The following is a 25,402-nucleotide window of genomic DNA, read 5'->3' as shown; positions in this document are numbered from 1 at the left end:
CCTTTTCTTCGTCGGGACCATGACAGGGTTTCAATGCGTCTCGATCTCAAGCGGTATGGGTTCTGCGGAGGTCAGTGAGTCGAGGATGGCTCAGGACTTCGGCGCGGGGATCACGGCGGACACCCCATCCGTCCCGAGCGAAAGAAAAGGTCCTGCCGTACCCCCTGTCCTCCCCCTCGAGCGCGCCGCCAGCGCGCCGCGATCGAGTTTTCGAACCAGCTTGCGAACATCCATTGCCGTGGTCGAGTTCCATTCCGCTCCGGGGACGTGCATCGGCCGCACGGTTGTAGGGAGGCATGGGTGATGACCACGGCCATTCGCGTAAAGCCACGATGACGCCGGTCCTCTGGAACGAGTGCCAACGACAGCCGTGCGCCAAGGGTAGGAGGAGGGGGTACGGTAGGACCTTTTTTCTCGCTCGGGACAAACGGGCTGTCCGCCATGATCCCCGAAAGGGCCTACCTACCTCCTCCTCCTAAAAAAAACGCGGGCCTGGGCCCGCGTTCGAGAGAGTTGCGATCGATGAATTACTTGATCGTCACCCAGGTCGCCTGCAGCCAGTTGTCGGCCCGATGGATGACGTTCACGTTGGAGCGCGACGCCCAGGGGATCACTTGCAAGTGCAGGGGGATGTGGAAGACCTGGTCATGGTGGTACTGCATGGCCTCGTTGATGATGCCCTGCCGCTTCTTGAGGTCCGTCTCGCCTTTCGCCGCGTCGATGAGCGCGTCGAACTTGGCGTCCTTGTAGTTGCCCCAGTTGTAGTCGCCGTCGCCCTTGTCGTTGCGGCTGTGGAGCACCGGCTGCAGCGTGAAGATCGCGTCCGTCGTCGCACCGCCCCAGCCCAGCATGTACATGCTGATCTCCAGGCGCTGCGCCTTCGGGAAGAACTGCGCGCGCGGGATGGCGTTCACCTTCATCGTGACGCCGATCTTCGCCATCATCCCGGCCACCGCGACGCAGATCTTCTCGTCGTTGAGATACCGGTTGTTGGGGCAGTCGATCTGGACCTCGAAGCCGTTCGGGTAGCCGGCGTCGGCGAGCAGCTTCTTCGCGGCGGCGACGTCGTAGGGATAGCGCTTGTCCATCTCCTTCGGGATGCCGGCGCGCTCCGGGTTCGCGAGGTTGATGGCGGTGGGCACCGACAGGCCGCGCATCACCGCCTTCTGGATCGCATACACGTCGATGGCCTGGTAGAACGCCTGGCGCACGCGCTTGTCCTTGAACGGGTTCTTGCCCTTCACGTTCGAGTACAGCAGCTCGTCGCGGTTCTGGTCGAAGCCGAGGAAGATGATGCGGTTCTCGCGGCCCTCGTAGACCTTCACGTTCTTGTCCTGCTTCAGCTTCTCGACGTCTTGCACGGGCGGGTCGAGCACGAAGTCGAGGTTGCCCGCGAGCAGCGCCGAAACGCGCGTGCCGTCCGCCTTGATCGGCGTGTAGACGATCTCGTCGACGTTGCCGTCCCAGTAGCCGGGTTCCTTCAAGCCCCACCAGTTCGGGTTCTTCTTGAAGACGCTTTTCACGTCGGGCTCGCGCGAGACGAGGATGTACGGGCCGGTGCCCATCGCGTTCCTGACGGCGAACGTCTCTTCCTGCGTCTTGAAGTCCTGGCTGCGCTCGACCTTGTTCTTCTTGCACCACGCCTCGCTCATCATGAAGAGGCTGTTGGCGAGCATCTCGAGCATCACCGGGTTGGGCACGGGCGTGGTGAGCTCGACCGTGTGGCTGTCGATCTTGCGGGGCGTGCCCACGCCGTTGCCGTAGACGCGGAAGTTCGAGGTCTCGCCCTGCAGGCGCTTGATCGAGAACACCACGTCGTCGGCGGTGAAGTCGCTGCCGTCCTGCCACTTCACGCCCTTCCTCAGGGTGAAGACCCAGATCGTGGGGCTCACCTGCTTCCAGCTCTCCGCGAGCGCCGGGAGGATCTCGAGCTTCTTGCCGCGCATCACGAGCGATTCGTAGACGTGGCCGTTGATCGAGTTGGTCAGCAACTCGTTCTGGCCCATCGGGTCGGCCGTCACGTAGTCGCCCTGGCTGGACCAGCGCAGGGTCTTCGCGTCGGCGAAAGGTACCGCGGCCATCAGCAGGGCGGCGGCGAACGGGGCAAGGCGTCGCATTCGGCAAATCTCCACGGGGAAAGGGCCGATGATAGCGCCCCGGAATGCCCCCGGCGGGTCTTGTAACAGCTACCGACGCCAAGCGATATACTCGTCAGCTTCCCCCCGGGAGGTACCCATGAACGCCGCCGTCATGCAGGCCCGCAGCGCACTCAGCAACCTCAAAGATCCCTCGCTTTTCAAGGATAAAAACTATATCGACGGGCAGTGGGTCGGCGCCGACAGCGGCACGACCATCGACGTGGACAATCCGGCCGACGGGTCGGTCGTGGGCACCGTGCCCAACTGCGGTGCGGTCGAAACCAAGCGCGCCATCGAGGCCGCCCGGGTCGCCCAGCACTCCTGGGCCAAGCTGACCGGCCGCGAGCGCTCGATCATCCTGCGCAAGTGGTTCGACCTCATGGTCGCCAACGCCGACGACCTGGCGCTCATCCTCACCACGGAGCAGGGCAAGCCCCTGGCCGAGGCCAAGGGCGAGATCCTCTACGGCGCCTCGTTCATCGAGTGGTTCGCCGAGGAAGCCAAGCGCGTCTACGGCGACACGATCCCCAGCCCCACCGCCGACAAGCGGATCATCGTCATCAAGCAGCCGATCGGCGTCGTCGGCGCCATCACGCCGTGGAACTTCCCCAACGCGATGATCACGCGCAAGGCCGGCCCCGCGCTCGCCGTGGGCTGCTCGATGGTGCTGAAGCCCGCGTCGCAGACTCCGTACTCCGCCCTCGCGCTCGCCGAGCTCGGCATCCGCGCCGGCATCCCGAAGGGCGTGTTCAATGTCATCACCGGCAGCGCGCGCGCCATCGGCGGCGAGATGACCGCGAGCCCGATCGTCGCGAAGATCACCTTCACCGGCTCCACGGACGTGGGCAAGGTCCTCATGCGCCAGAGCGCGGACACGGTGAAGAAGCTCGGCCTCGAGCTGGGCGGCAACGCGCCGTTCATCGTGTTCGACGACGCGGACCTCGACGCTGCCGCCGCGGGCGCGATGATCTCCAAGTTCCGCAACAACGGCCAGACGTGCGTGTGCGCCAACCGCATCTACGTGCAGGAATCGGTCTACGACGCGTTCGCCGCCAAGCTCGCGGAGAAGGTGCGTGCGCTGAAGGTCGGCCCCGGCACGGGCGAAGGCGTCACCGCCGGTCCGCTGATCGACGGCGGCGCACTCGCGAAAGTGGAAGAGCACATCGCCGATGCCGTCGCCAAGGGCGGCAAGGTCACCGTGGGCGGCAAGAAGCACGCGCTGGGCGGCCGCTTCTTCGAGCCGACGGTCATCACCGGCGTCACCAAGGACATGAAGGTCGCCACCGAGGAGACGTTCGGTCCCCTCGCACCGCTCTTCAAGTTCAAGGACGAGGCCGATGCCATCGCCCAGGCCAACGACACCGAGTTCGGGCTCGCCGCGTATTTCTACGCACGCGATCTCGGCCGCGTGTGGCGCGTGGCGGAAGCGCTCGAGACCGGCATCGTCGGCATCAACACCGGACTCATCTCCACGGAAGTCGCTCCGTTCGGCGGCGTGAAGCAGTCGGGCCTGGGCCGCGAAGGCTCGAAGTACGGCATCGACGACTTCACGGAGATCAAGTACCTGGCGATGGGCGGCATCTGACGGGACCGATGCGCGTTCGCTCGCTGCTCGCCGCCGCGCTCCTCGCGGCGTCCGTTTCATCGCTCGCGCAGCTCCGGCCTTCGCAGCCGGAGCCGCCGAGCGGCTGGACTCCCAAGACCCTCGCCCACGCCAAGCGGTTCATGGTCGCCGCGGCGAGCCCGCTCGCGGTGGATGCGGGCGTGAAGATGCTGGAGCAGGGCGGCAGCGCGGTCGACGCGATGATCGCCACGCAGCTCGTGCTCACGCTGGTGGAGCCGCAGGCCTCGGGCCTCGGCGGCGGCGCTTTCTTCCTGTACTACGATGCCGCGACCAAGCACGTGAGCGCGATCGATGCGAGGGAGACCGCTCCGGCAGGCGCCACCCCCGAGCTCCTCATGAAGGACGGCAAGCCCATGGCCTTCCAGCAGGCCGTGGTGGGTGGCCGCTCGGTGGGCACGCCCGGCACGCCGCGCCTGCTCGAGGTCGCGCATGCGCGCCACGGCAAGCTCCCCTGGGCCAAGCTCTTCGAGCCGGCGATCGCGCTCGCCGAGAACGGCTTCCCGCTTTCGCCGCGCGTGGCCGAGCTGCTCACCAAGGACAAGGGCCTCACGGACAACCCTGCGGCACGCGCGTACTTCTTCGATCCGGACGGCAAGCCGAAGACGCGGGGCGCGATGATGCGCAACCCCGAGCTCGCGAAGACGCTCCGCCTGCTCGCGGCGAAGGGTGCGGACGCGTACTACACGGGCGACGTGGCCACCGACATCGCCGCGGCGGTTCGCGGGCACGCCACGAACCCGGGCACGCTCTCGACGGACGATCTCGCCGCCTACCGCGTGCGCGACGTCGATCCGCTCTGCGGCCCGTACCGGACGCTTCGCGTGTGCGGCATGCCGCCCTCGTCGTCCGGCGGCATCGCGGTGCTGCAGATCCTGGGCGTCCTCGAGAAGCACGACATCGCCGCCGCGCGCCCGAACTCCACGCAGGCCGTGCACCTCTTCGCGGAAGCGCAGCGCCTCGCGTTCGCGGACCGCAACCGCTACGTGGGAGACGACCGCTACGTGGACGTGCCGGTCACCGGGCTCGTCGATGCCCGATACATCGCGCAACGCTCGCAGCTCGTGCGCGCGGAGAAATCGATGGGCCGAGCCGAGGCGGGCACGCCGCCGGGCACGAAGGTCGCCCTCGCGGACGATCCGGTGGACGAGGTCGCCGGCACCAGCCAGATCGCCATCGTCGATGCGGCCGGCAACGCCGTGTCCATGACCACCACCATCGAGGGCTTCTTCGGCTCCAAGCTGATGGTGCGCGGCTTCCTGCTCAACAACGAGCTCACCGACTTCAACTTCAATCCCGTCGAGGATGGCCGGCTCGTGGCCAACAGCGTGGCGCCGGGCAAGCGCCCGCGCAGCTCCATGGCGCCGTTCCTGGTCTTCGACGCGAAGACGGGCGCGCTCGACATGGTGGTCGGAAGCCCCGGCGGCAGCCTCATCATCGGCTACGTCGCCAAGGCGATCGTGGGCGTGTACGACTGGAAGCTCGACATGCAGAAGGCCATCGACCTTCCCAACCGCGGCAGCCGCAACGGCCCGACGGAGATCGAAAAGGGCACGGAACTGGAAGGGCTCGCCGCGGCTCTGAAGACGATGGGCCACGAGGTCAGCGTGATCGACATGACCAGCGGCTTGCAGGGCATTCGCCGGGTTCCCGGCGGGTGGGAAGGCGGCGCCGATCCGCGGCGCGAAGGCGTGGCGCGCGGCCACTAGAAGCGCGCCGAGAATGAACCGAGGAGATTCCGTGAAGCAACTGATTGCCGTGGCCGCGATGGCCTTCACCGCGGCCTGCGCGAATGCGCAGGCCCCCAAGGCCGCCGATGCGAAGACGGGCTGCGTGCCGCCCCCGAAGGAGCTGGTGAAGAAGGACCTCGCCCCCGGCACGGGCGATCGCTCCGTCATTCCCAAGAGCGCCATCCTCGTGAGCTACACCGGCTGGCTCTACGACGGCTGCGCCAAGGACTTGAAGGGCGCCAAGTTCGATTCCTCCGAGGGGCGCGCGACGCCGTTCGGCTTCATGATCAGCGTGGGCAAGGTGATCCCGGGGTGGGACGAGGGCATCATCGGCATGAAGGAGAAGGGCGCCAAGCGCCTGCTGGTGATCCCGCCCGACAAGGGCTACGGCGAGAAGGGCACGCCCGACGGCAAGATCCCGCCGAACGCCACGCTGGTCTTCGAGGTCGAGACGATCCAGATCGTCTACTACCCGCAGCCCGACGCCGCACCGAAGGCGCCCGCTCCCGCACCGGCGGCTCCCAAGTGAAAGTCCATCTCGCCGGATTCGTCGACGGCGGCGCGATCCCCGCCAAGTTCGCGTTCTGCGCGCCCGATCCGACGGCGCACGTGCGCATGTCGGAGAACCGCAATCCGCCGCTCGCGTGGAGCGACGTGCCCGCGGGCACGAAGAGCTTCGCCGTGATCTGCCACGATCCCGATGTGCCGAGCGTCGGCACGGACGTGAACCAGGAAGGAAGGACGGTCCCCGCATCGCTGCCGCGCGTGGACTTCTTCCATTGGGTGCTGGTCGACCTGCCGGCGTCCGTCGCGTCGATCGGCGAGGGCGAGTTCTCGTCGTCCATCGTCGCCGCGGGCAAGCCCGGGCCGGCCGCGCCGCGCGGCGCCCGCCAGGGATTGAACGACTACACCGGCTGGTTCGCGAGCGATCCGGCCATGGCCGGCCAGTACTTCGGCTACGACGGGCCGTGCCCGCCGTGGAACGACGAGATCGTCCACCACTACGTGTTCACGGTGTTCGCCCTCGACGTGGAGCGCCTGGCCGTGGACGGCGCGTTCGCCGGAGCGGATGCGCGCCAGGCGATGGAGGGCCACGTGCTGGCCAAGGCTTCGATCACCGGCACCTACGCGCTCAATCCGAAAGTGAAGTTCTAGCTTGGCCTTCGGCGCGCTCATCATCGGCGACGAGCTGCTCTCGGGGAAGCGCCAGGACAAGCACCTCGCCAAGGTGATCGAGCTCCTCGGAGCCCGCAACCTCGAGCTCGCGTGGGCCGAGTACGTGGGCGACGATCCCGCGCGCATCACCGCGACGCTGCAGCGCACGTTCGCCACGAGCGACATCGTGTTCTCCTTCGGCGGCATCGGCGCCACGCCCGACGACCACACGCGCCAGTGCGCGGCGGCGGCGCTGGGCGTCGGCCTCGCGGTCCATCCCGAGGGGCTGAAGGAGCTCGAGGCGCGCTTCAAGCCGGAGGAGATCACCGAGCGGCGCCTGAAGATGATCGAGTTCCCCGAGGGCTCGTCGATCGTGCCGAACCCGTACAACCGCATTCCCGGCTTCTGCGTGAACCATCACTACTTCGTGCCCGGCTTTCCCGAGATGGCACACCCGATGGTGGCGTGGGCGCTGGACACGCGGTACAAGCACCTGCATCGCGAAGTCCGCCCCGTCGAGCATGCGATCGCGGTGCGCGTGGGCGAGTCGTTCCTCATCGACATCATGAACGCCGTCGTGCGCGACTATCCGGACCTCAAGCTCGCGAGCCTGCCGCAGAACATCGAAGGCGGCTATCGGGTGGAGCTCTCGGTGCGCGGCGACCCGAAGCGCGTTCCCGACGCCATGGCCTACGTGCGCACGGAAGTCGCGAAGCTCGGCTACGCGTTCGAAGAGCTGGCTCCGCGCTAGCCATGGATGCGCGGCGCCGCGCGCTGCTGGTCGCCGGATCCGCGTGGCTCCTCCCGGCCCGCGCCGAAATCACCGCCGAGTCGCTCTGGACGACGCTTCGCCGCGGGGGCTCGGTGATCCTCGTCCGCCACGCGAGCACGACCTCGGGGCTCGGCGATCCGGCCGGCTACACGCTCGAGGACTGCGCGACGCAGCGCAACCTCTCCGATTCGGGGCGTGCGGAAGCGAAGCGCATCGGCGAGCGCATCCGTGCCGAGCGCGTGCCCATCGCGCGCGTCTACACGAGCCCGTGGTGCCGTTGCCGCGAGACGGCGCAACTCGCCTTCGGCAAGGCCGAGGACTGGTCGCCGCTCGGCTCCACGTTCGATACGCCGCACCTCGAGGGCGCGGCGACCGAGACGGTGAAGAAGCGCATCCTGGGCTATTCGATCGCGAAGCCGAAAGGCAACGTCGTGATGGTCACGCACAACGTGAACATCGCGGCGCTCACGAAGCTCTCGGTGGCGACGGGCGCGCTGGTGGTCGTGCGTCCCGACGGCTGCTGCGGCCTGCGGGTCGTGGGAACGCTCAGGGTCGAATGATCGCGCTCACGAGCTGCCCGCAGGAAAGCACGCCCGCCCACAGCACGATCGAAAGCGCTGCCGAGGCGCGAGCCGTAAGCGGCGCGGTGACCCCCGTGTCCCACGCCGGCACCGTGGCCCACGGGCCGGTGCGGAAGAAGGCGGCATTCATGCCCGCGGCGAGGATCAAGCCCAGCTTGAGCTGGAAAGCGCGGCTGGCGAGAAGCTCGTCGGCGTGCGCCGAGAGCATCAGCAAGCCCGTGGGAAGGATCGCCAGCAGCGCGGTGAAGCACCACGGAAGCGTGAGGCGCGACAGGGCGCGCAGCGGCACCGCGCGCGAGAAGCCCAGCACGCGAAGGTCGAAGACCACGATCGCGCCCACCAGCACGACGAAGCCGAGCGTGTGGATCGCGACCACGGCCGTGTAGTGGGACAAGGTGAACGCGTCGATCATTCGTCGTCCTGGCCGTGGAGCCACTTCTCGTAGTCGCGGCGCGATTTCTTCGTCGGCCGGCCGGTGAACACGGGCGCGGGCGCGGCTCGCAGCTCGGCCACCAGAGCCTCACGTCGCGCCTTGCTCTCGGCCGTCTCCTCGTAGAGCGTCGCGGCGATCGCCGCGGAGCCGCGCTGCTCCGAAAGGGCGCGCACGATCACGGCCTGCTCGAACGGCGGACGACGGATCAGGAGGGCATCACCGGGCTTGACGGCCTTCGCGGGCTTCGCGCGTTCACCGTTCACGCTCACGCGTCCGGCCTCGATCGCGGCCACCGAGAGGGCTCGTGTCTTGAAGAAGCGCGCTGCCCAGAGGAACTTGTCGAGCCGCGTCACGGATTCGCGAGCCGCACCTCGTGCAGGGCGAGGGGGAGGGACGTGCCGGTGTCGAACTCCGCGCCGGCCTGCACCCCGGTCTCGGCGATCGCTCCGGCGGACTTGCCCTTCGCGTACACCGTGTACATGGCGCCGAGTGCAAAGTCGCGGCCCGAGCCGATCGCCCAGAAGCGGTCGAACTCGAACACCTCGCGCATCGAGTACACCGCGAAGATGCCGGCGGGGTTGGCGATCATCACCGTCATCTGCGAGGACTCGTAGGGATCGTCGTCCTCTTCCTTCGGGTTCAGGAACGCCTCGTCCTTCAGCATCGGGTGGAGCTTGCGGAACGATTCGTAGATCGCGGACTTGCCGTGGAAGTCCAGCTCCGGCGCGCGCGCGAGCAGGTTCTCCATCACGAGCTGGTGCGCGGCACTCCCGGCGATGCCGATGAACGAGTCCTTGTACGCCACGATCTTCTGCGGATGGCGGTCGTAGGCGGGCGCGAGGCGCGTGGAGCCGAACGTGGTGAGCGAATCGGCGGCGATCACGGCGGTGTCGCCCTTGCGGACGACGACGATGGTGGTCATAGGTCGACGGACTTGAGGAAGGCCTTGCGCTCGTCCTCGTCGTCGATGTGCGAGGCGAGGGAGAGGTAGAGCTCCTTCAGGGTCGCCGACTTGTTGACGGCGTCCTTGATGAGGATCTTGGCGAGCGGGCCGACGTAGCTCGCGAGGCGCTTCTCGGCCGTGGCCACCGCCTCGGGCGTGAAGTTGATGCGCGTCTTCTGCGCCTTGGCGGACTGCGTCGCGTCCACGGCGGGCGACGGTGCGGGAGCGGCCGGCGCGGGTGCCGGCGCCTCGGCCGCCGCCACGGCCTTCTTGCGGATCGTCGCGGCCTTGGCGAGGAACTCGCCGCGCTCTTCCCGGGGAATGTTGGCCGCGAGCAGCTCGAGGAGCTCGTCCATGTCCTTCGCCTCGCCCTGGCCCTGCTTCACGAGCACCTTGGCGAGCGGGCCGATGTGGCGCGAGAGCGAGCGCTCGAGCTCGGCCAAGATCGAGGGATCGACGACGAGCGGCCGGCGTTCGGCGGGCGCGCGCATCGAGATGCGCGTGGACTCGGCGCGCGCGGCGGCGCCCGGCGGCAGCGTGCGCTCGACGGAAGAGGTGCCGGCCACGGCCTTCCCCTGCAGCGCCTGCAGGAGCGCCAGCTGGAAATCGCGGGCGCTGGCGAAGCGGTCCGCGGGCTTCTTGGCGAGGGCGCGCGCGATCACGCCGTCGAAGCCCGGCGGCAACGCGGGATTCACGCTCGACGGCGGCTCGGGCGTCACCTGCAGCACGCGGTGCATCACGGTGGCCGGCGTCTCGGCGAGGAAGGGATTCACGGCGGTGAGCATCTCGTAGAGGATCACGCCCGCGGACCAGAGGTCGGCGCGGCCGTCGGCCTGGATGCCCATCAGCTGCTCGGGCGCCATGTGCGTGGGGGTGCCGACGACGGTGCCCACCTGCGTGAGCGAGGACGACTCCAGCCTCGCGATCCCGAAGTCCATGATCTTCACCTTCGGGCCCGGCAGGATCATGAGGTTCGCGGGCTTGATGTCGCGGTGCACGACGCCCTGCTTGTGCGAGTACTCGAGCGCCGAGAGCAGCTGCTTCATGATCTCGAAGGTGTCGATCAGCTCGTAGCGCCGGCCCTCGCGGAAGACGTTCTTCAGCTCCTCGCCGTCGCAGTACTCCATGACGATGTAGGCCATGCCGCCTTCGTCGCCGTACTCGTAGACGCCGATGATGCCGGGGTGCATGAGGCGGCCGCCGGCCTGGGCCTCGCGCTTGAAGCGCGCGACGGCCTCCTCCATCTCGGCGGCTTCGAGGTATTCGGCAAGGATGGTCTTGATGGCGACCCGGCGCTCGATGACCGGGTCGTAGCCCTCGTAGACCATGCCCATCGCGCCCTTGCCCAATGGGCGGACGACCTTGTACTTGCCGATCTTCTCCGGGGCGTTGTCTGCCATGAAGCCCCGATTTTACCGCTCGATCAGCTTGAGGGCCTTTTGCAGGCTGCGGCGCATCCGGTTGAAGGAGGTCCCCAGCGCGTGGATCTCGTCCCGGCCCTTGGTCTTGAACTCGGGCACGTCGAAGTCCCCGGTCGACACCTGGTCCGCGGCCGCGCTCATGCGCGAGATCGGCCGGATGATCATCACCGAGAGCATGACGTTCAGCACGATGAAGGTCACCACGAAGATCGCCGCCAGCGAGCCGATGAACGTGACGAAGGCCTTGTTCGCGTTCTTGATCGGCAGCGACATCGGCACCGACACGACCTGCGCTCCGATGATCTCCTGGTGCTTCCAGCCGAAGCCGTTGTTCTCGCCGTAGAGCTTGATCATCGAGGCGGGAGCGTTTGCCGGAACGCTATGGCAGACGAGGCAGGCCGGATCCTTGATCTGCAGCGGGCGGGCGAGGTAGAGCATCGGGCCCACGGGCGTGTCGCGCATGCCCGTCACTTCGGGGAGCGAGGCGCCCGCGTTGCGGAAGGCGTTCACCACGTCGGCTTCCCACTCCACCGCCTTGTCGCGCGGATTGGTGGGATTCAGCGTGGCTTCCTTGTACGAATAGTCGGGATACTTTTTCCGCAGGGTATTGAAGGTCTCCGTGGCCGCGTAGGCCGGGACCGTCTGCGGCAGGAAGGTCTCCGCGAGCTGCGCTTCCAGGTGCGGCTTCACCTGCGTGACCGTGTAGCCCCGGATCGACAGCGCAGCCTCCATCATGAGGCCGGCGTTGCGAAGGACTTCTTCCTTCGCGTTGTCCTGCAGGAGCCTGTGCGAGACGTAGGCCGAAACGCCCATCCCGGCTGCGAAAACGAGAAACAAAACGATGTTGAATTTGAGTCTGAGACCCATGGCTTGTGCCCTCCCGGCTTGCCTTACGCGACATACTACCGTCTGGATGCGACCCTCCCAACCATCCGTCGCCCCTGGCGCGCCGTTAGTCGTGAATGCCACGGAATACCTGACAAAGGCCGCCCGGAACCATCCCGAGCGGACCGCACTGTACCTCGGAAGCTCGCCCTGGGCGTCCTACAAGGATCTCGCCCGGCGCGTCTCCGCGCTGGCCGGGGGCCTGCGTGCGCGCGGCCTCGAGCCCGGCAGCCGCGTCATGATCCTGCAGCGCAACGCCCCCGAGTACCTGGAGGCGATGTATGCCGCGTGGTGGGCCGGTCTCGTCGTGGTGCCAGTAAACGCGAAGTTGCACCCGAAAGAAGTGAGCTACATCACTGAACACGCGGGCGTGCGTTACCGCTTCGAGACGGAGGGCGCGGACTATCGCCGCCTGCTGGCTTCCGGGCCCCTGGCCGAGCCCGATCCGCAGGGCGGACTGGCGTGGCTCTTCTACACGAGCGGCACCACCGGGCGGCCGAAGGGCGCGATGCTCTCGCACGCGAACCTGGCGTGCATGACGGAGAGCTACTTCCGCAGCGTCGACGAGGTGCCTGCCGGCGGATGCCTGCTGCACGCGGCCCCGATGTCGCACGGCTCGGGGCTCTACACGTTCACGCACCTCGCGGCGGGCGCGGCCCAGGTCGTCCCCGAGTCGGGCGGCTTCGACGCGGACGAGGTGCTGCGCCTCTGCGAATCGCATGACGAGGTCTCCCTCTTCGCGGCACCGACGATGGTGAAACGCCTCACCGAGGCCGCGCGCGCCTCGGGGCGATCGGCGCCAGGGCTGCGCACCCTCGTGTATGGAGGCGGGCCGATGTACCAGGCGGACATCCACGAGGCCATCGCCGTGCTCGGCAACCGCTTCGCGCAGATCTACGGCCAGGGAGAAACGCCGATGACGATCACCGCGCTGTCGAAATTCCACCACGGCGACACGGCGCATCCGAGGCACGCGCAGCGTCTCGCTTCGGTGGGCGTTGCGCACCACGGCGTGGAGGTCGCGATCCGCGGTGAAGACGGGCGCGACCTGGCGCCCGGCGAGGTGGGTGAGGTCTGCGTTCGCGGCGGCACCGTGATGTCGGGCTACTGGGAGGATCCGGAAGCGACAACTCGCGCGCTACGCGGCGGCTGGCTCTGGACCGGAGACCTCGGAGCGCTCGATGCCGACGGTTTCCTCACGCTCAAGGACCGCAGCAAGGACCTCATCATCAGCGGCGGCTCCAACATCTACCCGCGCGAGGTGGAGGAGGTCCTGCTCGCGCATCCCTCGGTGGCCGAGGTTTCGGTGGTGGGCCGTCCGGATCCCGAATGGGGCGAGAGCGTGGTGGCCTTCGTCGTCGCCCGCGGGACGGCGCCTTCGGCCGCGGAGCTCGACCGCTGGTGCCTCGAGCACATCGCGCGCTTCAAGCGGCCCAAGGACTACCGGTTCGTCGAGAGCCTGCCGAAGAATCACTACGGCAAGGTCCTGAAGACCGAGCTGCGCGGTAGACTCGACACCCCATGAGCGCTCCCCTCTTCGAAGGCTTTCGCGACACGCGCATCCGCACCGGCGAGACCGAGATCGCCGCGTGGGTCGGCGGCTCCGGCCCGCCCCTGCTCTTGCTGCACGGCTATCCGCAGACGCGCGCCATCTGGCACAGGGTCGCGCCGCGCCTCGCCCGGCGCTACACCGTCGTGGCCTCGGATCTGCGCGGCTACGGAGACTCCGCCAAGCCCGCGGGCGGAACCGACCACGCGGGCTACTCGAAGCGCGCGATGGCCGCGGACCAGGTCGAGCTCATGCGCTCGCTGGGCCACGAGAGCTTCTTCCTCGCGGGCCACGACCGCGGAGGGCGCGTGGCGCACCGGCTCGCGGCCGACCATCCGAAGGCGGTCACGAAAGTCGCCGTCCTGGATATCGCGCCGACGCTCGCGATGTACGAGCAGACGACCGAGGCTTTCGCGCGCGCCTACTGGCACTGGTTCTTCCTCATCCTCCCGGCGCCGCAGCCCGAGCGCATGATCGGCGGCGACCGCCTCGCCTACCTGCACTTCAAGATCGGCCAGGGGCGAGCCGGCATGAAGCCTTTCGCGCGGGAAGCGCTCGCCGAGTATGAACGGTGCTTCACGGACGAATCGATCCACGCGATGTGCGAGGACTATCGTGCAGCGGCGGCGATCGATCTCGTGCACGATCGCGCCGACCGCGACGCGGGGCGGAAGCTCCCCATGCCGCTGCTGGCGTTGTGGGGCGGGCACGGCGTGGTCGAAGCCTGCTTCAAGCCCGTAGACGAATGGCTGCGCGTCGCCCAAGATGCGAAAGGGCACGCGCTGCCCGCGGGGCACTACCTGCCGGAGGAAGTCCCGGAGCAGGTGGCCGACGAATTCGAAGGGTTCTTCAAGTAACCCGGTACCGAAGGAGGGGAAGTGAAGCGTTTTCGCATTGCCGTCGTCGCGGGCGACGGGATCGGCACCGAAGTGGTGCCTGAAGGCATCCGCGTGCTCGAGGCCGCGGGCCGCAAGTTCGGCTTCGAGTTCCAGTGGGACGAGAAGCCCTGGAGCTGCGAGTACTACGCCAAGCACGGCCGGATGATGCCCGAGGACGGGCTCGCGTCGATCAAGGGGCACGACGCGATCTTCCTCGGCGCGTGCGGGTTTCCCGGCGTTCCCGACCACGTCTCGCTCTGGGGCCTGCTGATCCCGATCCGCCGCGAGTTCCAGCAGTACGTGAACCTGCGTCCCGTGCGCCTGATGCCCGGCGTGCCTTCGCCGCTCGCGGGCCGCAAGCCCGGCGACATCGATTTCTGGGTCGTGCGCGAGAACAACGAGGGCGAGTACTCCTCGATGGGCGGGCGCATGCACGCGGGCACGGAGCACGAGTTCGCCTCGCAGCTCTCGGTGTTCACGCGCCGCGGCACCGACCGCATCATGAAATTCGCCTTCGAGCTCGCGCGGAAGCGCACGAGGAAGCACGTGACCTCGGCCACCAAGTCCAACGGCATCGCGATCACCATGCCGTACTGGGACGAGCGCTTCAAGGAGATGTCCGCGAAGTATCCGGACGTGAAGACCTCGCAATACCACATCGACATCCTCACGGCGCACTTCGTCCAGCATCCCGACTGGTTCGATGTCGTCGTGGGCTCCAACCTCTTCGGCGACATCCTCTCGGACCTCGGGCCCGCGTGCACCGGCACGATCGGCATCGCGCCCTCGGCGAACCTGAATCCCGAGCGCGAGTTCCCGTCGTGCTTCGAGCCGGTGCACGGAAGCGCGCCGGACATCGCCGGCAAGGGCATCGCGAATCCCATCGGCCAGGTCTGGTCGGGCGCGATGATGCTCGAGCACCTGGGCGAGCCCGCCGCGGCCGCCGCGATCGTGCAGGCGATCGAGACGGTGCTCAAGGATGGCCCGCGCACGCGCGACATGGGCGGCAACGCGGGCACGCAGGACGTCGGCAAGGCCATCGCACAAATCATCGGAGGATGAGAGACATGAAAAGACGCGAATTCCTGGTGGCGGGCGGCACGCTCGCCATGTCGCTATCGCTGCCCGCGCGCGCGGCATTTCCCGAGAAGCCCGTGCGCTACTACATCGCGTTCGCCCCCGGCGGCGAATCGGATGTCGCCGCGCGCCTGCAGCAGCCGTACTTCCGGAAGAAATTCGGCCAGGAGCTCATCGTCGATTCGAAGCCCGGCGCCGGCGGCGCGCTCGCCTGGTCGCAGCTGAACACCTTCCCCGGCGACGGCTACACCGTGATGGGCACCAACCTGCCCCACATCGTGCTTCAGCCCCTTGAAGGGAATGTCCAGTACAAGACGGAAGACATCACGAACATCCATTTCTTCCAGTACACGCCCGACGCGATCATCGTTCGCGCCGAAAGCCCCCTCAAGACCTACCAGGACCTCGTGGCCGCAGCCAAGGCAAATCCCGGCAAGCTCAACTTCGCCGGTTCCGGAACCAATTCCGCGAACCACGCGGCGCACGAGCGGCTGAACAACCTCGCCGGCATCAAGACGCAGTACGTCGCGTTCAAGGGCACGGGAGACCTCGTCGCCTCGCTGATCGGCGGGCACGTGGACGGCGCCATGTCGTATTCGCCGCTCGCGCTCCAGCAGAAAGGCAAGGCGCGCATGCTCGCCGTCGCCTCGGAGAAGCGCCTCGAGCTCTTCCCCGATGTGCCGACCTTCCGCGAGCTGGGGCTGGACTGGGTGGACGGCGCCATCCGCGGCATCGGCGTGCCGAAGTCCACGCCGGAGGACCTCCGCAAGAAGCTCTCGGACATGTTCTCCGAGATCAACCGCGATCCCGAATTCAGGAAGCAGATGCTCGACAACGGCTTCGAGCTGATGGACATCACCTACGACAAGATGCCCGCCTTCATGGAAGAGCGGAAGAAGATCTACCTGGGCACCGCCAAGCTGATGGGCCTCGCGAAGTGACGTTGCGTTGCTGCACTGCGTCATTCCCGCGGTCCGCGATGCTGACATAATCAGGCCGGCCGCACCGATGCGCACACCGAGAGAGAGAAAGCCATGATGAAGAAAGGAAACCAGACGGATTTCTGGGCCGGCGTGATGTTCGCCAGCATCGGATTCCTGTTCCTGATCGTTGCCTACGGCGTGAAGATCGGCGACAAGGTGCTGATGGCCGGCTACTCGATGGGTACCCCGGCGCGCATGGGCCCCGCATTCTTCCCCTTCTGGCTCGGCCTCATCCTGTTCATCCTCGGCGTCGCCATCGCCGTGATGGCGCTGCGCAGCAGCGAGGTGAAGCCCGTCGAGAAATTCCACTGGGGCCCGATCCTCTGGGTCCTCTCCGCCGTGGTGTCCTTCGGCCTGCTCATGAAGCCGCTGGGCATGCCGATCGCGGGCATCATCCTCGTCGTCATCGCCAGCATGGGAAGCCACGACTTCCGCTGGAAGCCCACGATCATCCTCGCGGTGTGCCTGATCATCTTCGCGACCGGGGTGTTCGTCTACGGGTTGAAGCTGCCGATCCCGCTCTGTCCCGACGTCGCGAACCTGCAGGACATGCGCGCTTGCCGCGTCTAAAGGAATAAGCCATGGACTTCCTCAACAACCTGGCACTCGGCTTCTCGGTCGCGCTGACCTTCAGCAACATCATGTATTGCTTCATCGGCGTGCTGCTCGGTACGCTGATCGGGGTGTTGCCCGGCATCGGACCGATCGCGACGATCTCCATGCTGCTGCCCGCCACGTTCGTGCTGCCACCGGTGTCCGCGCTGATCATGCTGGCCGGCATCTACTACGGAGCGCAGTACGGCGGCTCGACGACGGCCATCCTGGTGAACCTGCCGGGGGAGGTCTCATCGGTGGTGACCTGCCTGGACGGCTATCAGTTAGCGAGGCAGGGAAAGGCAGGGAAGGCACTCGGGGTCGCGGCGCTCTCGTCCTTCTTCGCGGGCTCGGTGGCCACGCTGCTGATCGCGGGCTTCGCCCCGCCGCTCGCGGAGCTGGCCCTGAAGTTCGGCCCCGCGGACTACTTCTCGCTGATGGTGCTGGGCCTGGTCGCCGCGGTGGTGCTGGCGCACGGCTCGCTCATCAAGGCGATCGCGATGATCATCCTCGGGCTGCTGATGGGGCTGATCGGCACCGACGTGAACTCCGGCGTGGCGCGCTACAGCTTCGGCCTTCCGGAGCTGATCGACGGCGTGGGCATCGGCACGATCGCGATGGGCATCTTCGGCTTCTCCGAGATCATCCGGAACCTGGAGCAAGGCGAGAAGCGCGAGGTGTTCACGAAGTCGATCACCGGCCTGCTTCCGAACTTCGCCGACATCAAGCAGGTCACGCCGGCGACGCTGCGCGGAACCGCGCTGGGTGCGTTCCTCGGCATCCTGCCGGGCGGTGGCCCGGTGCTGGGCTCGTTCTCGGCCTACACGCTGGAGAAGAAGCTGTCGAAGGACCCGAGCCGCTTCGGCAAGGGCGCCCTCGAGGGCGTGGCCGCCCCGGAGTCCGCGAACAACGCGGCCGCGCAGACTTCCTTCATCCCGCTGCTCACGCTCGGCATCCCGTCCAACCCGGTGATGGCGCTGATGATCGGCGCGATGATCATCCACGGCATCCAGCCCGGCCCGCAGATCATGACGGCGAAGCCCGAGCTCTTCTGGGGGATGATCGCCTCGATGTGGGTGGGCAACTTCCTGCTCGTGGTGCTGAACCTGCCGATGATCGGCCTGTGGGTGAAGCTGCTGTCGGTCGACTACAAGTACCTCTACCCGGCGATCCTCACGTTCTGCTGCATCGGCGTGTACTCGATCAACAACGCCACGATGGACGTCTTCCTGACGGCGCTCTTCGGCTTCATCGGCTACCTCTTCATCAAGCTCGACACCGAGCCAGCCCCGTTGCTGCTGGGCTTCGTGCTGGGACCGATGATGGAGGAGAACTTGCGAAGAGCGCTGCTGCTCTCGCGAGGCAAGATCGACGTGTTCTACGAACGCCCGATCAGCCTCGTGCTGCTGATCCTCTCCGCCGCGCTGCTGCTGATCGTGATGGCGCCGTCGATCTCCAAGAAGCGCGAAGAAGCTTTCCAGGAGTAGAGAGAATCCAGGGGTCAGACCCTTTTATTCGCGTGCTTTTCGCGAATAAAAGGGTCTGACCCCTTTCTTTTGCGCCTATTGCTTCAGGAGCTCGGCAAGTTCGGAGAGATTCGAGATCACGGCATCGGGCCGCACGCCCAGCCGCTCCACCGGCGCCTTCCCGCGATTCACCCAGAAGACCTGGAAGCCGAAGGTTCGCGCGCCCGCCGCATCCCACCCGTTGGACGACACGAAGCCCGTGAGCGAGCGCGGCACGCCGAGGCGATTCTCGGCGAGCGCGTAGACGCTCGGGTGCGGCTTGAAGACCTTGGCCGCGTGCACCGAGAGCACGCCGCCGCGGAAGAGGTTCCTCAGCTTGTTGTGCTCGACGACGGCCTCGAGCATCTCGGGATGCCCGTTGGAGAGGATCGCGAGCGGGCGTTGCCGCGCCATCGCATCGAGCGCCGCGGGCACTTCGGGAAACACCGCCAGCGTCCGGTATTCCGCGACCAGCGCGCGCCGCGCCGCCTCGTCCGCCTCGAGGCCCAGGTGCTCGAGCGACCAGTCGAGGCTGGCCGCGGTCACGCGGTTGAAATCCTCGTAGCGGTCCATGAGCGAGCGCAGCCACGTGTACTCGAGCTGCTTGGTCCGCCAGGCTGCCGAGAGCGCGGCGCCACGCCCGGGAAAGAGCGTGTCGGCGAGGCGCGTGACGGAGTGCACGTCGAAGAGCGTGCCGTACGCGTCGAACACAAGGGCTGATATCTCTTGGGCCATGGGTGTGCTTTTGGCCGATGCTACCATTGGGGCAACCCCGCACATCCGGAACGCCCCATGCTCGTCCGAATCGCCGCGAGCCTCGCGCTTGCGCTCGCCGCATCCGCCGCCCACGCCCAGGCGTGGCCCACCAAGCCCATCAAGATGATCGTGCCGTTCCCGGCGGGCGGCCCGACCGACGTGCTCACGCGCTCGCTCTCGGACAAGCTCAGCACCGCCCTGGGGCAGGCGGTCGTCGTCGACAACAAGCCCGGCGCCGGCGGCACGATCGGCTCGGACCTCGCGGCGAAGAGCCCCAATGACGGCTACACGCTGCTGATGGCCACGGGCAGCACGCACTCGGTCGGCCCCTACCTGCAGAAGCTGCCCTACGATCCGGTGAAGGACTTCGTCCCGGTCGTGTACGTCGGCTACGCCACGAACATCATGCTCATCTCGCCGAAGATCCCGGCGAGGAACGTGCGCGAGTTCATCGAGCTCGCGAAGAAGGATCCGGGCAAGTACAACTATTCCACCAGCGGCATCGGCAGCGTCGCGCACCTGACGGCGGAGATGTTCTCCGCGCAGGCCGGCATCAAGCTCACGCACGTGCCGTACAAGGGGACGCAGCTCTCCATCCCCGACCTCGCGCAGGGCACGGTCTCGATCCTCTTCGACAGCGTGATGACCGCGAAGCCGCACCTGGACAGCGGGCGCCTGAACGCGCTGGGCATCTCGTCGCTGCAGCGTTCCGATCTCGTGCCCAACCTCCCCACGATCGACGAGTCGGGCCTCAAGGGCTTCGACTCCTGGAACTACTTCGGCATCTTCGCGCCCGCGGGCACGCCCAAGGCCGTCGTCGACCGCGTGAACACCGAGATGAACAAGATCCTCGGGGATCCCGCGATCAAGGAGCGCTTCCGCCAGCTGGGCTTCGACATCACCGGCGGGACGCAGCAGGATTTCGTGAAGGTGATCGCGAGCGAATCGGCGAAGTGGTCGAAGGTGATCCACGACGCCAACGTCAAACCCGAATAGAACGAAAAGACGCCGCATGTTCACCTGGGATTTCCCGTATACCTCGCAGCGCATGCCGGTGCTGGCGAAGAACGTCGTCGCCACCTCGCAGCCGCTCGCCGCGCAGGCCGGCCTGCAGATGCTCCACCGCGGCGGCAACGCCGTGGATGCCGCGCTCGCCGCCGCCATCACGCTCACGGTGGTCGAGCCCACCAGCAACGGCATCGGCTCGGACCTCTTCGCCATCCTGTGGGACGGGAAGAAGCTGCATGGGCTCAACGCCTCGGGCCGCTCGCCCGCCGGCTGGACGCCCGAGCGCTTCAAGGGCAAGACGGCCATGCCGATCCACGGCTGGGACGCGGTGACGGTTCCGGGCTGCGTGGCCGCCTGGGCCGACCTCTCCGCCAAGTTCGGCAAGCTTCCCTTCGCGCAGCTCTTCGAGTTCGCGATCAAGTACGCGCGCGAGAGCTACATGGTCTCGCCGATCACGGCGCTGTCGTGGGCGCGCCAGGCGCCGAACTTCAAGGACTTCTCCGAGTTCTCCTGGACCTTCCTGCCGAAGGATCGCGCGCCCTACGCGGGCGAGCGCTTCTACTGCCCGCAACAGGCCGACACACTCGAGGAAATCGCCGCCACGCGCGGCGAGAGCTTCTACCGCGGCCCGCTCGCCGAGCGCATCGCCCTCGCCAGCGCCTCCGACGACGGCGCGATGACCGCCGAGGATCTCGCCGCCCACAAGAACGACTGGGTGGACACGATCTCCATCGACTACCGCGGCTATCGCCTGCACCAGATCCCGCCCAACGGCCACGGCATCGCCTCGCTCACCGCGCTCGGCATCCTCTCCGGCTTCGACGTCTCCTCGCACCCGGCCGATTCCGCCGACAGCATCCACCTGCAGATCGAGGCCATGAAGCTCGGCTTCGCGGATGCGTGGAAGCACGTGTCCGATCCGTCGACGATGCAGACGACGGTCGAGGAGCTGCTGGACGCCGGCTACCTCGCCCAGCGCGCGAAGCTGATCGACATGAAGCGCGCATCGCATCCGAAGTCCGGCATCCCGAAGGACGGCGGCACGGTCTACCTCACCACCGCGGACGAGAGCGGAATGATGGTCTCGCTGATCCAGTCCAACTACATGGGCTTCGGCTCGGGCGTCGTGGTGCCCGGCACCGGCATCAGCCTTCAGAACCGCGGCGCGGGCTTCAAGCTCGTGGCCGGCCATGCGAACGAGGTTGGCCCGCGGAAGCGCCCGTACCACACGATCATCCCCGGCTTCCTCACGCGCGACGGCGTTCCGGTCATGTCCTTCGGCGTGATGGGCGGCATGATGCAGCCGCAGGGCCACCTGCAGATGGTCGTGCGCCTCGTCGACTACCACCAGAACCCGCAGGCCTGCACCGATGCGCCGCGCTGGATCGTGAATCCCGACTACACGATCTGCGTCGAGGACCGGATGCCCGCGACCGTGACCGAGGAGCTGGTGCGCCGCGGCCACAAGATCGTGCCGCCCGAGGTGCCGATGTTCGGCTTCGGCGGTGCGCAGCTCATCCACCGTCTCGAGGACGGCTACCTCGCCGCGTCCGACCACCGCAAGGACGGCTGCGCGATCGGCTTCTGAAATAAATGGGGTCTGACCCCATTTATTTGCCTATTTCTTGGGGTTCTCCGCGGGCAGCAGCTGGATCTGCACCGGTGCGGGTTCGACCTTCGCGGGCCGCAGGACGCGCGGGAAGAAGTCGAGCGACGTGACGAGCGCCCCCATGACGACCAGGAACGCGACGGCGAGCTTGATGATGAAGCCGAGCCCGTAGCTGGAGGGCGTCAGGTTGCGCGCCGATTCGGCCGCCACGGTCCGGTCGGCGAGGCGCGCATAGGCGGCGTCCACCGGCGAGACGAACTCACGCTCCAGGGGAGACTTCACGCGCCGCGAGACGGCGCCGGCGATGGCCGCGGCGCCCTCGGCTGCCACGGACGGCGGGCAGCCTTCGTCGACCAGCGCTTGCTCGACCTGCATGCGGTCGAAGCCGATGAACACCAGCTCCTGGGCGAGTGCCACGCTCGCGACCCGCAGCCGTTCGATCTCGTCGGGCGGCGCCCCGGGCTGCGCGCAGCGCTGCGCGAGCGAGCGATAGCGCGCCTTGAGCTCCTGGGGAGTGGCGGTACCGGAGAGGCCGAACGAGCGTTGCAGCAGGTCCGTCAGTCGTCGCCCTCCGCGGGCAGCGCGGCCGTCGGCGCCCGGTGCGAATCGACCGTCTCGCCCTTCGTGATCCACTGCGTGGCCTTGCGGCCCAGCGTGTCGAAGTACGTGAAGAGCACGGGCACCACCACGAGCGTCAGCGCCGTCGAGGTGATGATGCCGCCGATCACCGCGTGCGCCATCGGCGACTGCTGCTCGGATCCGGCCCCGAGGGCCAGCGCCAGCGGCAGCATGCCGAAGACCATCGCCGCCGTGGTCATGAGGATGGGCCGCAGCCGCACCTGGCCCGCGTCGAGGATGGCGGTGTAGCGATCCTTGCCTTCCCGGATGCCCTGGTTCGTGAAGTCCACCAGCAGGATGGCGTTCTTGGTGACGAGGCCCATCAGCATGATGAAGCCGATCACCGAGAAGATATTGAGCGTGCTCTTGAAGATCATCAGCGCGAGGAACACGCCGATCAGCGACAGCGGCAGCGAGGCCATGATGGCGAGCGGCTGCAGGAAGCTGCCGAACTGCGAGGCGAGCACGAGGTAGATGAAGATCACCGCGATGCCGAGCGCGATGACGGCGTACTTGCCCGACTCCTGCATCATCTCGCCGTCGCCGCCGTAGTCGAAGCGGTAGCCCGGCGGCAGGGCGGTCGACGAGGTGATCTTGCGCACCTCGGCCAGCACCTCGCCCGAGGTGGCACCACTGCCGACACCGCCCCAGATCTGGATCTGGCGCTGCAGGTTCCGGCGCTCGATCGTGCGCTCGGAAAGCGACGGCCTGAACTCCGCGATCTGGCGCAGCGGCACCATGCGCGGCGTGGCGTCGGCGTTGAACGAGTAGGAGGCGACGTAGATCTTGTCCAGGTCCGCGATGCCGGTACGCTCGTCGCGCGGCAGGCGAATCAGGATCTGGTGGTTCTCGCCGTCCGGGCCTTCCCACTGGCCGGCGAGCTCCCCGGCGAGCAGCGCCCGCGTGGTGAGGCCGATCTGCTGCATCGACACACCCATGTCGCTCGCGAGCTCGCGGTTCACGACGATGTCGAGCGCCGGGCTGGTGGGCTTGAAGCTGCTCTCCACGTCCACCGTGCCCTTCACTTCCTTGATCTTCGCGATCACCTCCTGCGAGATGCGGTCGAGCTCCTTGATGTCGGAGCCCTGCGCGAAGATGCGGATCGGGCGGTTCCAGCCGATGTTCACCTCGAGGCCGGCGATGCGCTTGAGACGATTGCGGAACTCGTCGTCCATCTGCTTCTGGCTCTTCGAGCGCTTCTTCTTGTCCACGAGCTGGATCTCGAACCACGCGGAGTTGCGCCACACGCTCTTCGACAGGCGCTTGATCTCGGGATAGTCCTTGAGCGCCGCTTCTACCTGCTCGGCCTTGGACGTGGTGTAGGCGAGCGAGGAGCCCACCGGGGTCTGGATACGAAGGCTGGTCCAGCCCTCGTCGGTCTGCGGCACGAACTCGCTCTTCACCAGGCCGGCGGCCAGCAGGCCGAACGCGGCGGCCAGCGTGAGCAGCGCCATCCACAGCACGATGCCGCGGTTGCGGATGGTCGCGCGGCGGAAGCGCTTCTCGTGGAACGAGTAGGTGGGAATCCAGAGCTTCCGGTAGTCGGTCTTGAAGGCCCAGCGCAGGATCGCGTCGTACTTCGCGTGCAGCCAGTCCATGAAGCGGTCCTGCTGGCGCAGCACCCAGCCGAGCGGGCCACGCTGCATCCAGGCCGAGGGCGGGTCCTTCCACACCGACGAGAGCATCGGGTCGAGCGTGAAGGACACGAAGAGCGACACCATCACGGCCACGACCACCGTGATGCCGAACTGGTAGAAGAACTTCCCGATGATCCCGCCCATGAACGCCACGGGCACGAACACGGCCACGATGGTGAACGTGGTGGCCATCACCGCGAGGCCGATCTCCTGCGTGGCTTCGAGCGCGGCCTGGCGGTGGGTCTTGCCCATCTTCAGGTGCCGCACGATGTTCTCGCGCACCACGATCGCATCGTCGATCAGCACGCCGATGGACAGCGACAGCGCCAGCAGCGTGATGAAGTTGATGGTGAAGCCGAACGCGTTCATCGCGATGAAGGTCGCGAACACGGAGATCGGCAGCGTGAGGCCGGTGATCACCGTCGAGCGCCACGAGTGCAGGAACAGGAAGACGATCAGCACCGTGAGCAGCGCGCCCTCGATGATCGTGTGCTTCACGTTGTCCACCGAATCGCGGATGAACTCCGACCGGTCGAAGCTCACCTCGAGCTTCACGTCGGCGGGGAGCGTCTTCTTGAGCGATTCGATCTGCTTGCGGATCGCGGCGGCCATCTCGATGGTGTTGGCGCCGCGGGTCTTGCGGATCTGGATGGAGATCGCGCGCTTGCCGTCCATCGTGGCGAGCGAGTTCTCCTCGCGCTGGGTGTCGCGCACGTCGGCGAGCTGGCCCAGCGTGACCGCGGTGGTATTGGCCCCGGTGCCGCGGCGCGCGACGATGATGCGCTCGAATTCCTGCGGGCTCTTGATCTTGCCCTGCACGCGCACCACGCGCTCCATCTTGTCGGAGATGAGCGAGCCGGCGGGCGCGTCCTGGTTCTCCACGCGCACGGCGGCGATGATCTGGTCGATGCCCACGCCGTAGGCGGCCATCATTTCGGGCTTCAGGCGGATCGCGAGCTCGCGCTGCACCGAGCCGTTCACCTCGACGTTGCCCACGCCCGGGGCGCCCTGCAGGCGCTTGGCGACGAGATCCTCGGCGAGGTCGGAGACTTCGCGCAGGCTCCTCACGTCGGACTGCATCGTGAGGTAGACCACGGGCTGGTCGTTGTCGTTGTCCGCGCGCGAGACCGTGGGCTCGCCCACGTCGCGGTTGAACGTGCGGCGTGCCTCGGCGACCTTGTCGCGCACGTCCTGGATGGCGGTCTTGATGTCGACGTCGAGCTCGAACTCGGCCACGACCCACGAGAAGCCGAGCTGCGAGCCGGAGCGGATGGTACGAATGCCGGAGACGGTGTTCACCGCCTCTTCGATGCGGCGCGTGACTTCCTGCTCGACCGCCTCGGCCGACGCACCGGGGTAAGGCGTGCGCACCACCGCAACGGGAATGCTCACGTCGGGCATCTGCTCGATCGACAGGCGCTGGTAGGAGAAGAGGCCGAGCACCATGATCGCGGCCATCACCATGGTCGCGAAGACCGGGTTGTTGATCGAGACGCGCGTGAACCACAT

Annotated in this window: 23 protein-coding genes; 14 read left to right on the top strand and 9 right to left on the bottom strand. The window is 67.2% G+C overall.

Features of this window, described 5'->3' with window-relative positions; all coding sequences use genetic code 11:
• Positions 1-527: 527 nt before the first annotated feature.
• A complete protein-coding gene (locus tag DSM104443_RS17435; RefSeq protein ID WP_171094519.1) occupies positions 528-2,117 on the bottom strand; it encodes an ABC transporter substrate-binding protein in 1,590 nt (529 codons plus the stop codon).
• A gap of 118 nt (positions 2,118-2,235) precedes the next feature.
• Between DSM104443_RS17435 and DSM104443_RS17430 the strand changes: the two genes are divergently transcribed.
• From DSM104443_RS17430 to DSM104443_RS17405, 6 genes are read left to right on the top strand one after another with little or no spacing between them, the layout of a single operon-like run.
• Positions 2,236-3,723, top strand: coding sequence for an NAD-dependent succinate-semialdehyde dehydrogenase (locus DSM104443_RS17430; protein WP_281359534.1), 1,488 nt, complete (start codon positions 2,236-2,238; stop codon positions 3,721-3,723).
• Positions 3,724-3,731: 8 nt separating this feature from the next.
• Positions 3,732-5,468: a gamma-glutamyltransferase gene (gene ggt / locus DSM104443_RS17425; RefSeq protein ID WP_171094517.1), complete on the top strand. Its 1,737-nt coding sequence runs from the start codon at positions 3,732-3,734 to the stop codon at positions 5,466-5,468.
• A gap of 31 nt (positions 5,469-5,499) precedes the next feature.
• Positions 5,500-6,018 (top strand): FKBP-type peptidyl-prolyl cis-trans isomerase, encoded by a 519-nt coding sequence (locus DSM104443_RS17420; RefSeq protein WP_212756764.1) that lies wholly within the window; start codon positions 5,500-5,502, stop codon positions 6,016-6,018.
• Positions 6,015-6,644, top strand: a complete 630-nt coding sequence (locus DSM104443_RS17415; protein ID WP_246232338.1) for a YbhB/YbcL family Raf kinase inhibitor-like protein — start codon at positions 6,015-6,017, stop codon at positions 6,642-6,644. The genes DSM104443_RS17420 and DSM104443_RS17415 overlap by 4 nt, the downstream gene beginning before the upstream one ends.
• A 1-nt stretch (position 6,645) precedes the next feature.
• A complete protein-coding gene (locus DSM104443_RS17410; RefSeq protein WP_171094513.1) occupies positions 6,646-7,395 on the top strand; it encodes a competence/damage-inducible protein A in 750 nt (249 codons plus the stop codon).
• 2 nt (positions 7,396-7,397) lie between these two features.
• Positions 7,398-7,976, top strand: coding sequence for a histidine phosphatase family protein (locus DSM104443_RS17405; protein ID WP_171094510.1), 579 nt, complete (start codon positions 7,398-7,400; stop codon positions 7,974-7,976).
• Here DSM104443_RS17405 and DSM104443_RS17400 read toward each other — a convergent pair.
• From DSM104443_RS17400 to DSM104443_RS17380, 5 genes are read right to left on the bottom strand one after another with little or no spacing between them, the layout of a single operon-like run.
• Entirely contained in the window at positions 7,963-8,409 is a 447-nt protein-coding gene (locus DSM104443_RS17400) for a DUF6644 family protein (protein ID WP_171094508.1), read from the bottom strand. The two genes, DSM104443_RS17405 and DSM104443_RS17400, sit on opposite strands and share 14 nt — an antisense overlap.
• Entirely contained in the window at positions 8,406-8,783 is a 378-nt protein-coding gene (locus tag DSM104443_RS17395; RefSeq protein ID WP_171094506.1) for an RNA-binding S4 domain-containing protein, read from the bottom strand. The genes DSM104443_RS17400 and DSM104443_RS17395 overlap by 4 nt, the downstream gene beginning before the upstream one ends.
• Complete coding sequence (locus tag DSM104443_RS17390; RefSeq protein ID WP_171094504.1) at positions 8,780-9,352, bottom strand: Ntn hydrolase family protein; 573 nt, start codon at positions 9,350-9,352, stop codon at positions 8,780-8,782. The genes DSM104443_RS17395 and DSM104443_RS17390 overlap by 4 nt, the downstream gene beginning before the upstream one ends.
• Positions 9,349-10,773, bottom strand: coding sequence for a serine/threonine-protein kinase (locus DSM104443_RS17385; protein WP_171094502.1), 1,425 nt, complete (start codon positions 10,771-10,773; stop codon positions 9,349-9,351). Before DSM104443_RS17385 ends, DSM104443_RS17390 begins: the two co-directional genes overlap by 4 nt.
• A gap of 12 nt (positions 10,774-10,785) precedes the next feature.
• Entirely contained in the window at positions 10,786-11,661 is an 876-nt protein-coding gene (locus tag DSM104443_RS17380; RefSeq protein ID WP_171094500.1) for a Tll0287-like domain-containing protein, read from the bottom strand.
• Positions 11,662-11,752: 91 nt separating this feature from the next.
• Between DSM104443_RS17380 and DSM104443_RS17375 the strand changes: the two genes are divergently transcribed.
• The 6 genes from DSM104443_RS17375 (at position 11,753) to DSM104443_RS17350 (ending at position 18,247) form a co-directional block, all read left to right on the top strand.
• Positions 11,753-13,204: a class I adenylate-forming enzyme family protein gene (locus DSM104443_RS17375; protein ID WP_212756762.1), complete on the top strand. Its 1,452-nt coding sequence runs from the start codon at positions 11,753-11,755 to the stop codon at positions 13,202-13,204.
• Positions 13,201-14,085, top strand: a complete 885-nt coding sequence (locus DSM104443_RS17370; protein ID WP_171094496.1) for an alpha/beta fold hydrolase — start codon at positions 13,201-13,203, stop codon at positions 14,083-14,085. The genes DSM104443_RS17375 and DSM104443_RS17370 overlap by 4 nt, the downstream gene beginning before the upstream one ends.
• Positions 14,086-14,106: 21 nt before the next feature.
• Positions 14,107-15,168, top strand: a complete 1,062-nt coding sequence (locus DSM104443_RS17365) for a tartrate dehydrogenase (protein WP_171094494.1) — start codon at positions 14,107-14,109, stop codon at positions 15,166-15,168.
• Between the two features lie 5 nt (positions 15,169-15,173).
• Positions 15,174-16,124, top strand: coding sequence for a Bug family tripartite tricarboxylate transporter substrate binding protein (locus tag DSM104443_RS17360; protein WP_171094492.1), 951 nt, complete (start codon positions 15,174-15,176; stop codon positions 16,122-16,124).
• Between the two features lie 93 nt (positions 16,125-16,217).
• Positions 16,218-16,736, top strand: coding sequence for a tripartite tricarboxylate transporter TctB family protein (locus tag DSM104443_RS17355; protein WP_171094490.1), 519 nt, complete (start codon positions 16,218-16,220; stop codon positions 16,734-16,736).
• Between the two features lie 11 nt (positions 16,737-16,747).
• Positions 16,748-18,247 (top strand): tripartite tricarboxylate transporter permease, encoded by a 1,500-nt coding sequence (locus DSM104443_RS17350; RefSeq protein WP_171094488.1) that lies wholly within the window; start codon positions 16,748-16,750, stop codon positions 18,245-18,247.
• Positions 18,248-18,322: 75 nt separating this feature from the next.
• On the opposite strand, the gene DSM104443_RS17345 is transcribed toward DSM104443_RS17350, so the two are convergent.
• Positions 18,323-19,000: a haloacid dehalogenase type II gene (locus DSM104443_RS17345; protein WP_171094486.1), complete on the bottom strand. Its 678-nt coding sequence runs from the start codon at positions 18,998-19,000 to the stop codon at positions 18,323-18,325.
• Positions 19,001-19,057: 57 nt separating this feature from the next.
• On the opposite strand from DSM104443_RS17345, the gene DSM104443_RS17340 reads away from it, so the two are divergent.
• Both DSM104443_RS17340 and DSM104443_RS17335 read left to right on the top strand, forming a co-directional pair.
• Positions 19,058-20,017 carry a Bug family tripartite tricarboxylate transporter substrate binding protein gene (locus DSM104443_RS17340; RefSeq protein WP_171094484.1) on the top strand — a complete coding sequence of 320 codons (960 nt, stop codon included), beginning with the start codon at positions 19,058-19,060 and terminating at the stop codon, positions 20,015-20,017.
• 16 nt (positions 20,018-20,033) lie between these two features.
• Positions 20,034-21,617: a gamma-glutamyltransferase family protein gene (locus DSM104443_RS17335; RefSeq protein WP_212756760.1), complete on the top strand. Its 1,584-nt coding sequence runs from the start codon at positions 20,034-20,036 to the stop codon at positions 21,615-21,617.
• A 30-nt stretch (positions 21,618-21,647) separates the two neighbouring features.
• Here DSM104443_RS17335 and DSM104443_RS17330 read toward each other — a convergent pair whose 3' ends face one another.
• Both DSM104443_RS17330 and DSM104443_RS17325 read right to left on the bottom strand, forming a co-directional pair.
• Positions 21,648-22,271 (bottom strand): hypothetical protein, encoded by a 624-nt coding sequence (locus DSM104443_RS17330; protein ID WP_171094482.1) that lies wholly within the window; start codon positions 22,269-22,271, stop codon positions 21,648-21,650.
• A complete protein-coding gene (locus tag DSM104443_RS17325; RefSeq protein ID WP_171094479.1) occupies positions 22,196-25,402 on the bottom strand; it encodes an efflux RND transporter permease subunit in 3,207 nt (1,068 codons plus the stop codon). The genes DSM104443_RS17330 and DSM104443_RS17325 overlap by 76 nt, the downstream gene beginning before the upstream one ends.

The organism is Usitatibacter rugosus (genome assembly GCF_013003965.1).
Classification (GTDB): Bacteria; Pseudomonadota; Gammaproteobacteria; order Burkholderiales; family Usitatibacteraceae; genus Usitatibacter; species Usitatibacter rugosus.
This window is presented reverse-complemented; position numbering and strand designations above follow the sequence as displayed.

Coding starts and splice junctions, on each gene's coding strand:
- DSM104443_RS17390 (WP_171094504.1), bottom strand. CDS start 9,352: ATGACCACCATCGTCGTCGTCCGCAAGGGCGACACCGCCGTGATCGCC.
- DSM104443_RS17435 (WP_171094519.1), bottom strand. CDS start 2,117: ATGCGACGCCTTGCCCCGTTCGCCGCCGCCCTGCTGATGGCCGCGGTA.
- DSM104443_RS17370 (WP_171094496.1), top strand. CDS start 13,201: ATGAGCGCTCCCCTCTTCGAAGGCTTTCGCGACACGCGCATCCGCACC.
- DSM104443_RS17345 (WP_171094486.1), bottom strand. CDS start 19,000: ATGGCCCAAGAGATATCAGCCCTTGTGTTCGACGCGTACGGCACGCTC.
- DSM104443_RS17340 (WP_171094484.1), top strand. CDS start 19,058: ATGCTCGTCCGAATCGCCGCGAGCCTCGCGCTTGCGCTCGCCGCATCC.
- DSM104443_RS17385 (WP_171094502.1), bottom strand. CDS start 10,773: ATGGCAGACAACGCCCCGGAGAAGATCGGCAAGTACAAGGTCGTCCGC.
- DSM104443_RS17360 (WP_171094492.1), top strand. CDS start 15,174: ATGAAAAGACGCGAATTCCTGGTGGCGGGCGGCACGCTCGCCATGTCG.
- DSM104443_RS17405 (WP_171094510.1), top strand. CDS start 7,398: ATGGATGCGCGGCGCCGCGCGCTGCTGGTCGCCGGATCCGCGTGGCTC.
- DSM104443_RS17380 (WP_171094500.1), bottom strand. CDS start 11,661: ATGGGTCTCAGACTCAAATTCAACATCGTTTTGTTTCTCGTTTTCGCA.
- DSM104443_RS17400 (WP_171094508.1), bottom strand. CDS start 8,409: ATGATCGACGCGTTCACCTTGTCCCACTACACGGCCGTGGTCGCGATC.
- DSM104443_RS17325 (WP_171094479.1), bottom strand. CDS start 25,402: ATGTGGTTCACGCGCGTCTCGATCAACAACCCGGTCTTCGCGACCATG.
- ggt (WP_171094517.1), top strand. CDS start 3,732: ATGCGCGTTCGCTCGCTGCTCGCCGCCGCGCTCCTCGCGGCGTCCGTT.
- DSM104443_RS17350 (WP_171094488.1), top strand. CDS start 16,748: ATGGACTTCCTCAACAACCTGGCACTCGGCTTCTCGGTCGCGCTGACC.
- DSM104443_RS17430 (WP_281359534.1), top strand. CDS start 2,236: ATGAACGCCGCCGTCATGCAGGCCCGCAGCGCACTCAGCAACCTCAAA.
- DSM104443_RS17355 (WP_171094490.1), top strand. CDS start 16,218: ATGATGAAGAAAGGAAACCAGACGGATTTCTGGGCCGGCGTGATGTTC.
- DSM104443_RS17335 (WP_212756760.1), top strand. CDS start 20,034: ATGTTCACCTGGGATTTCCCGTATACCTCGCAGCGCATGCCGGTGCTG.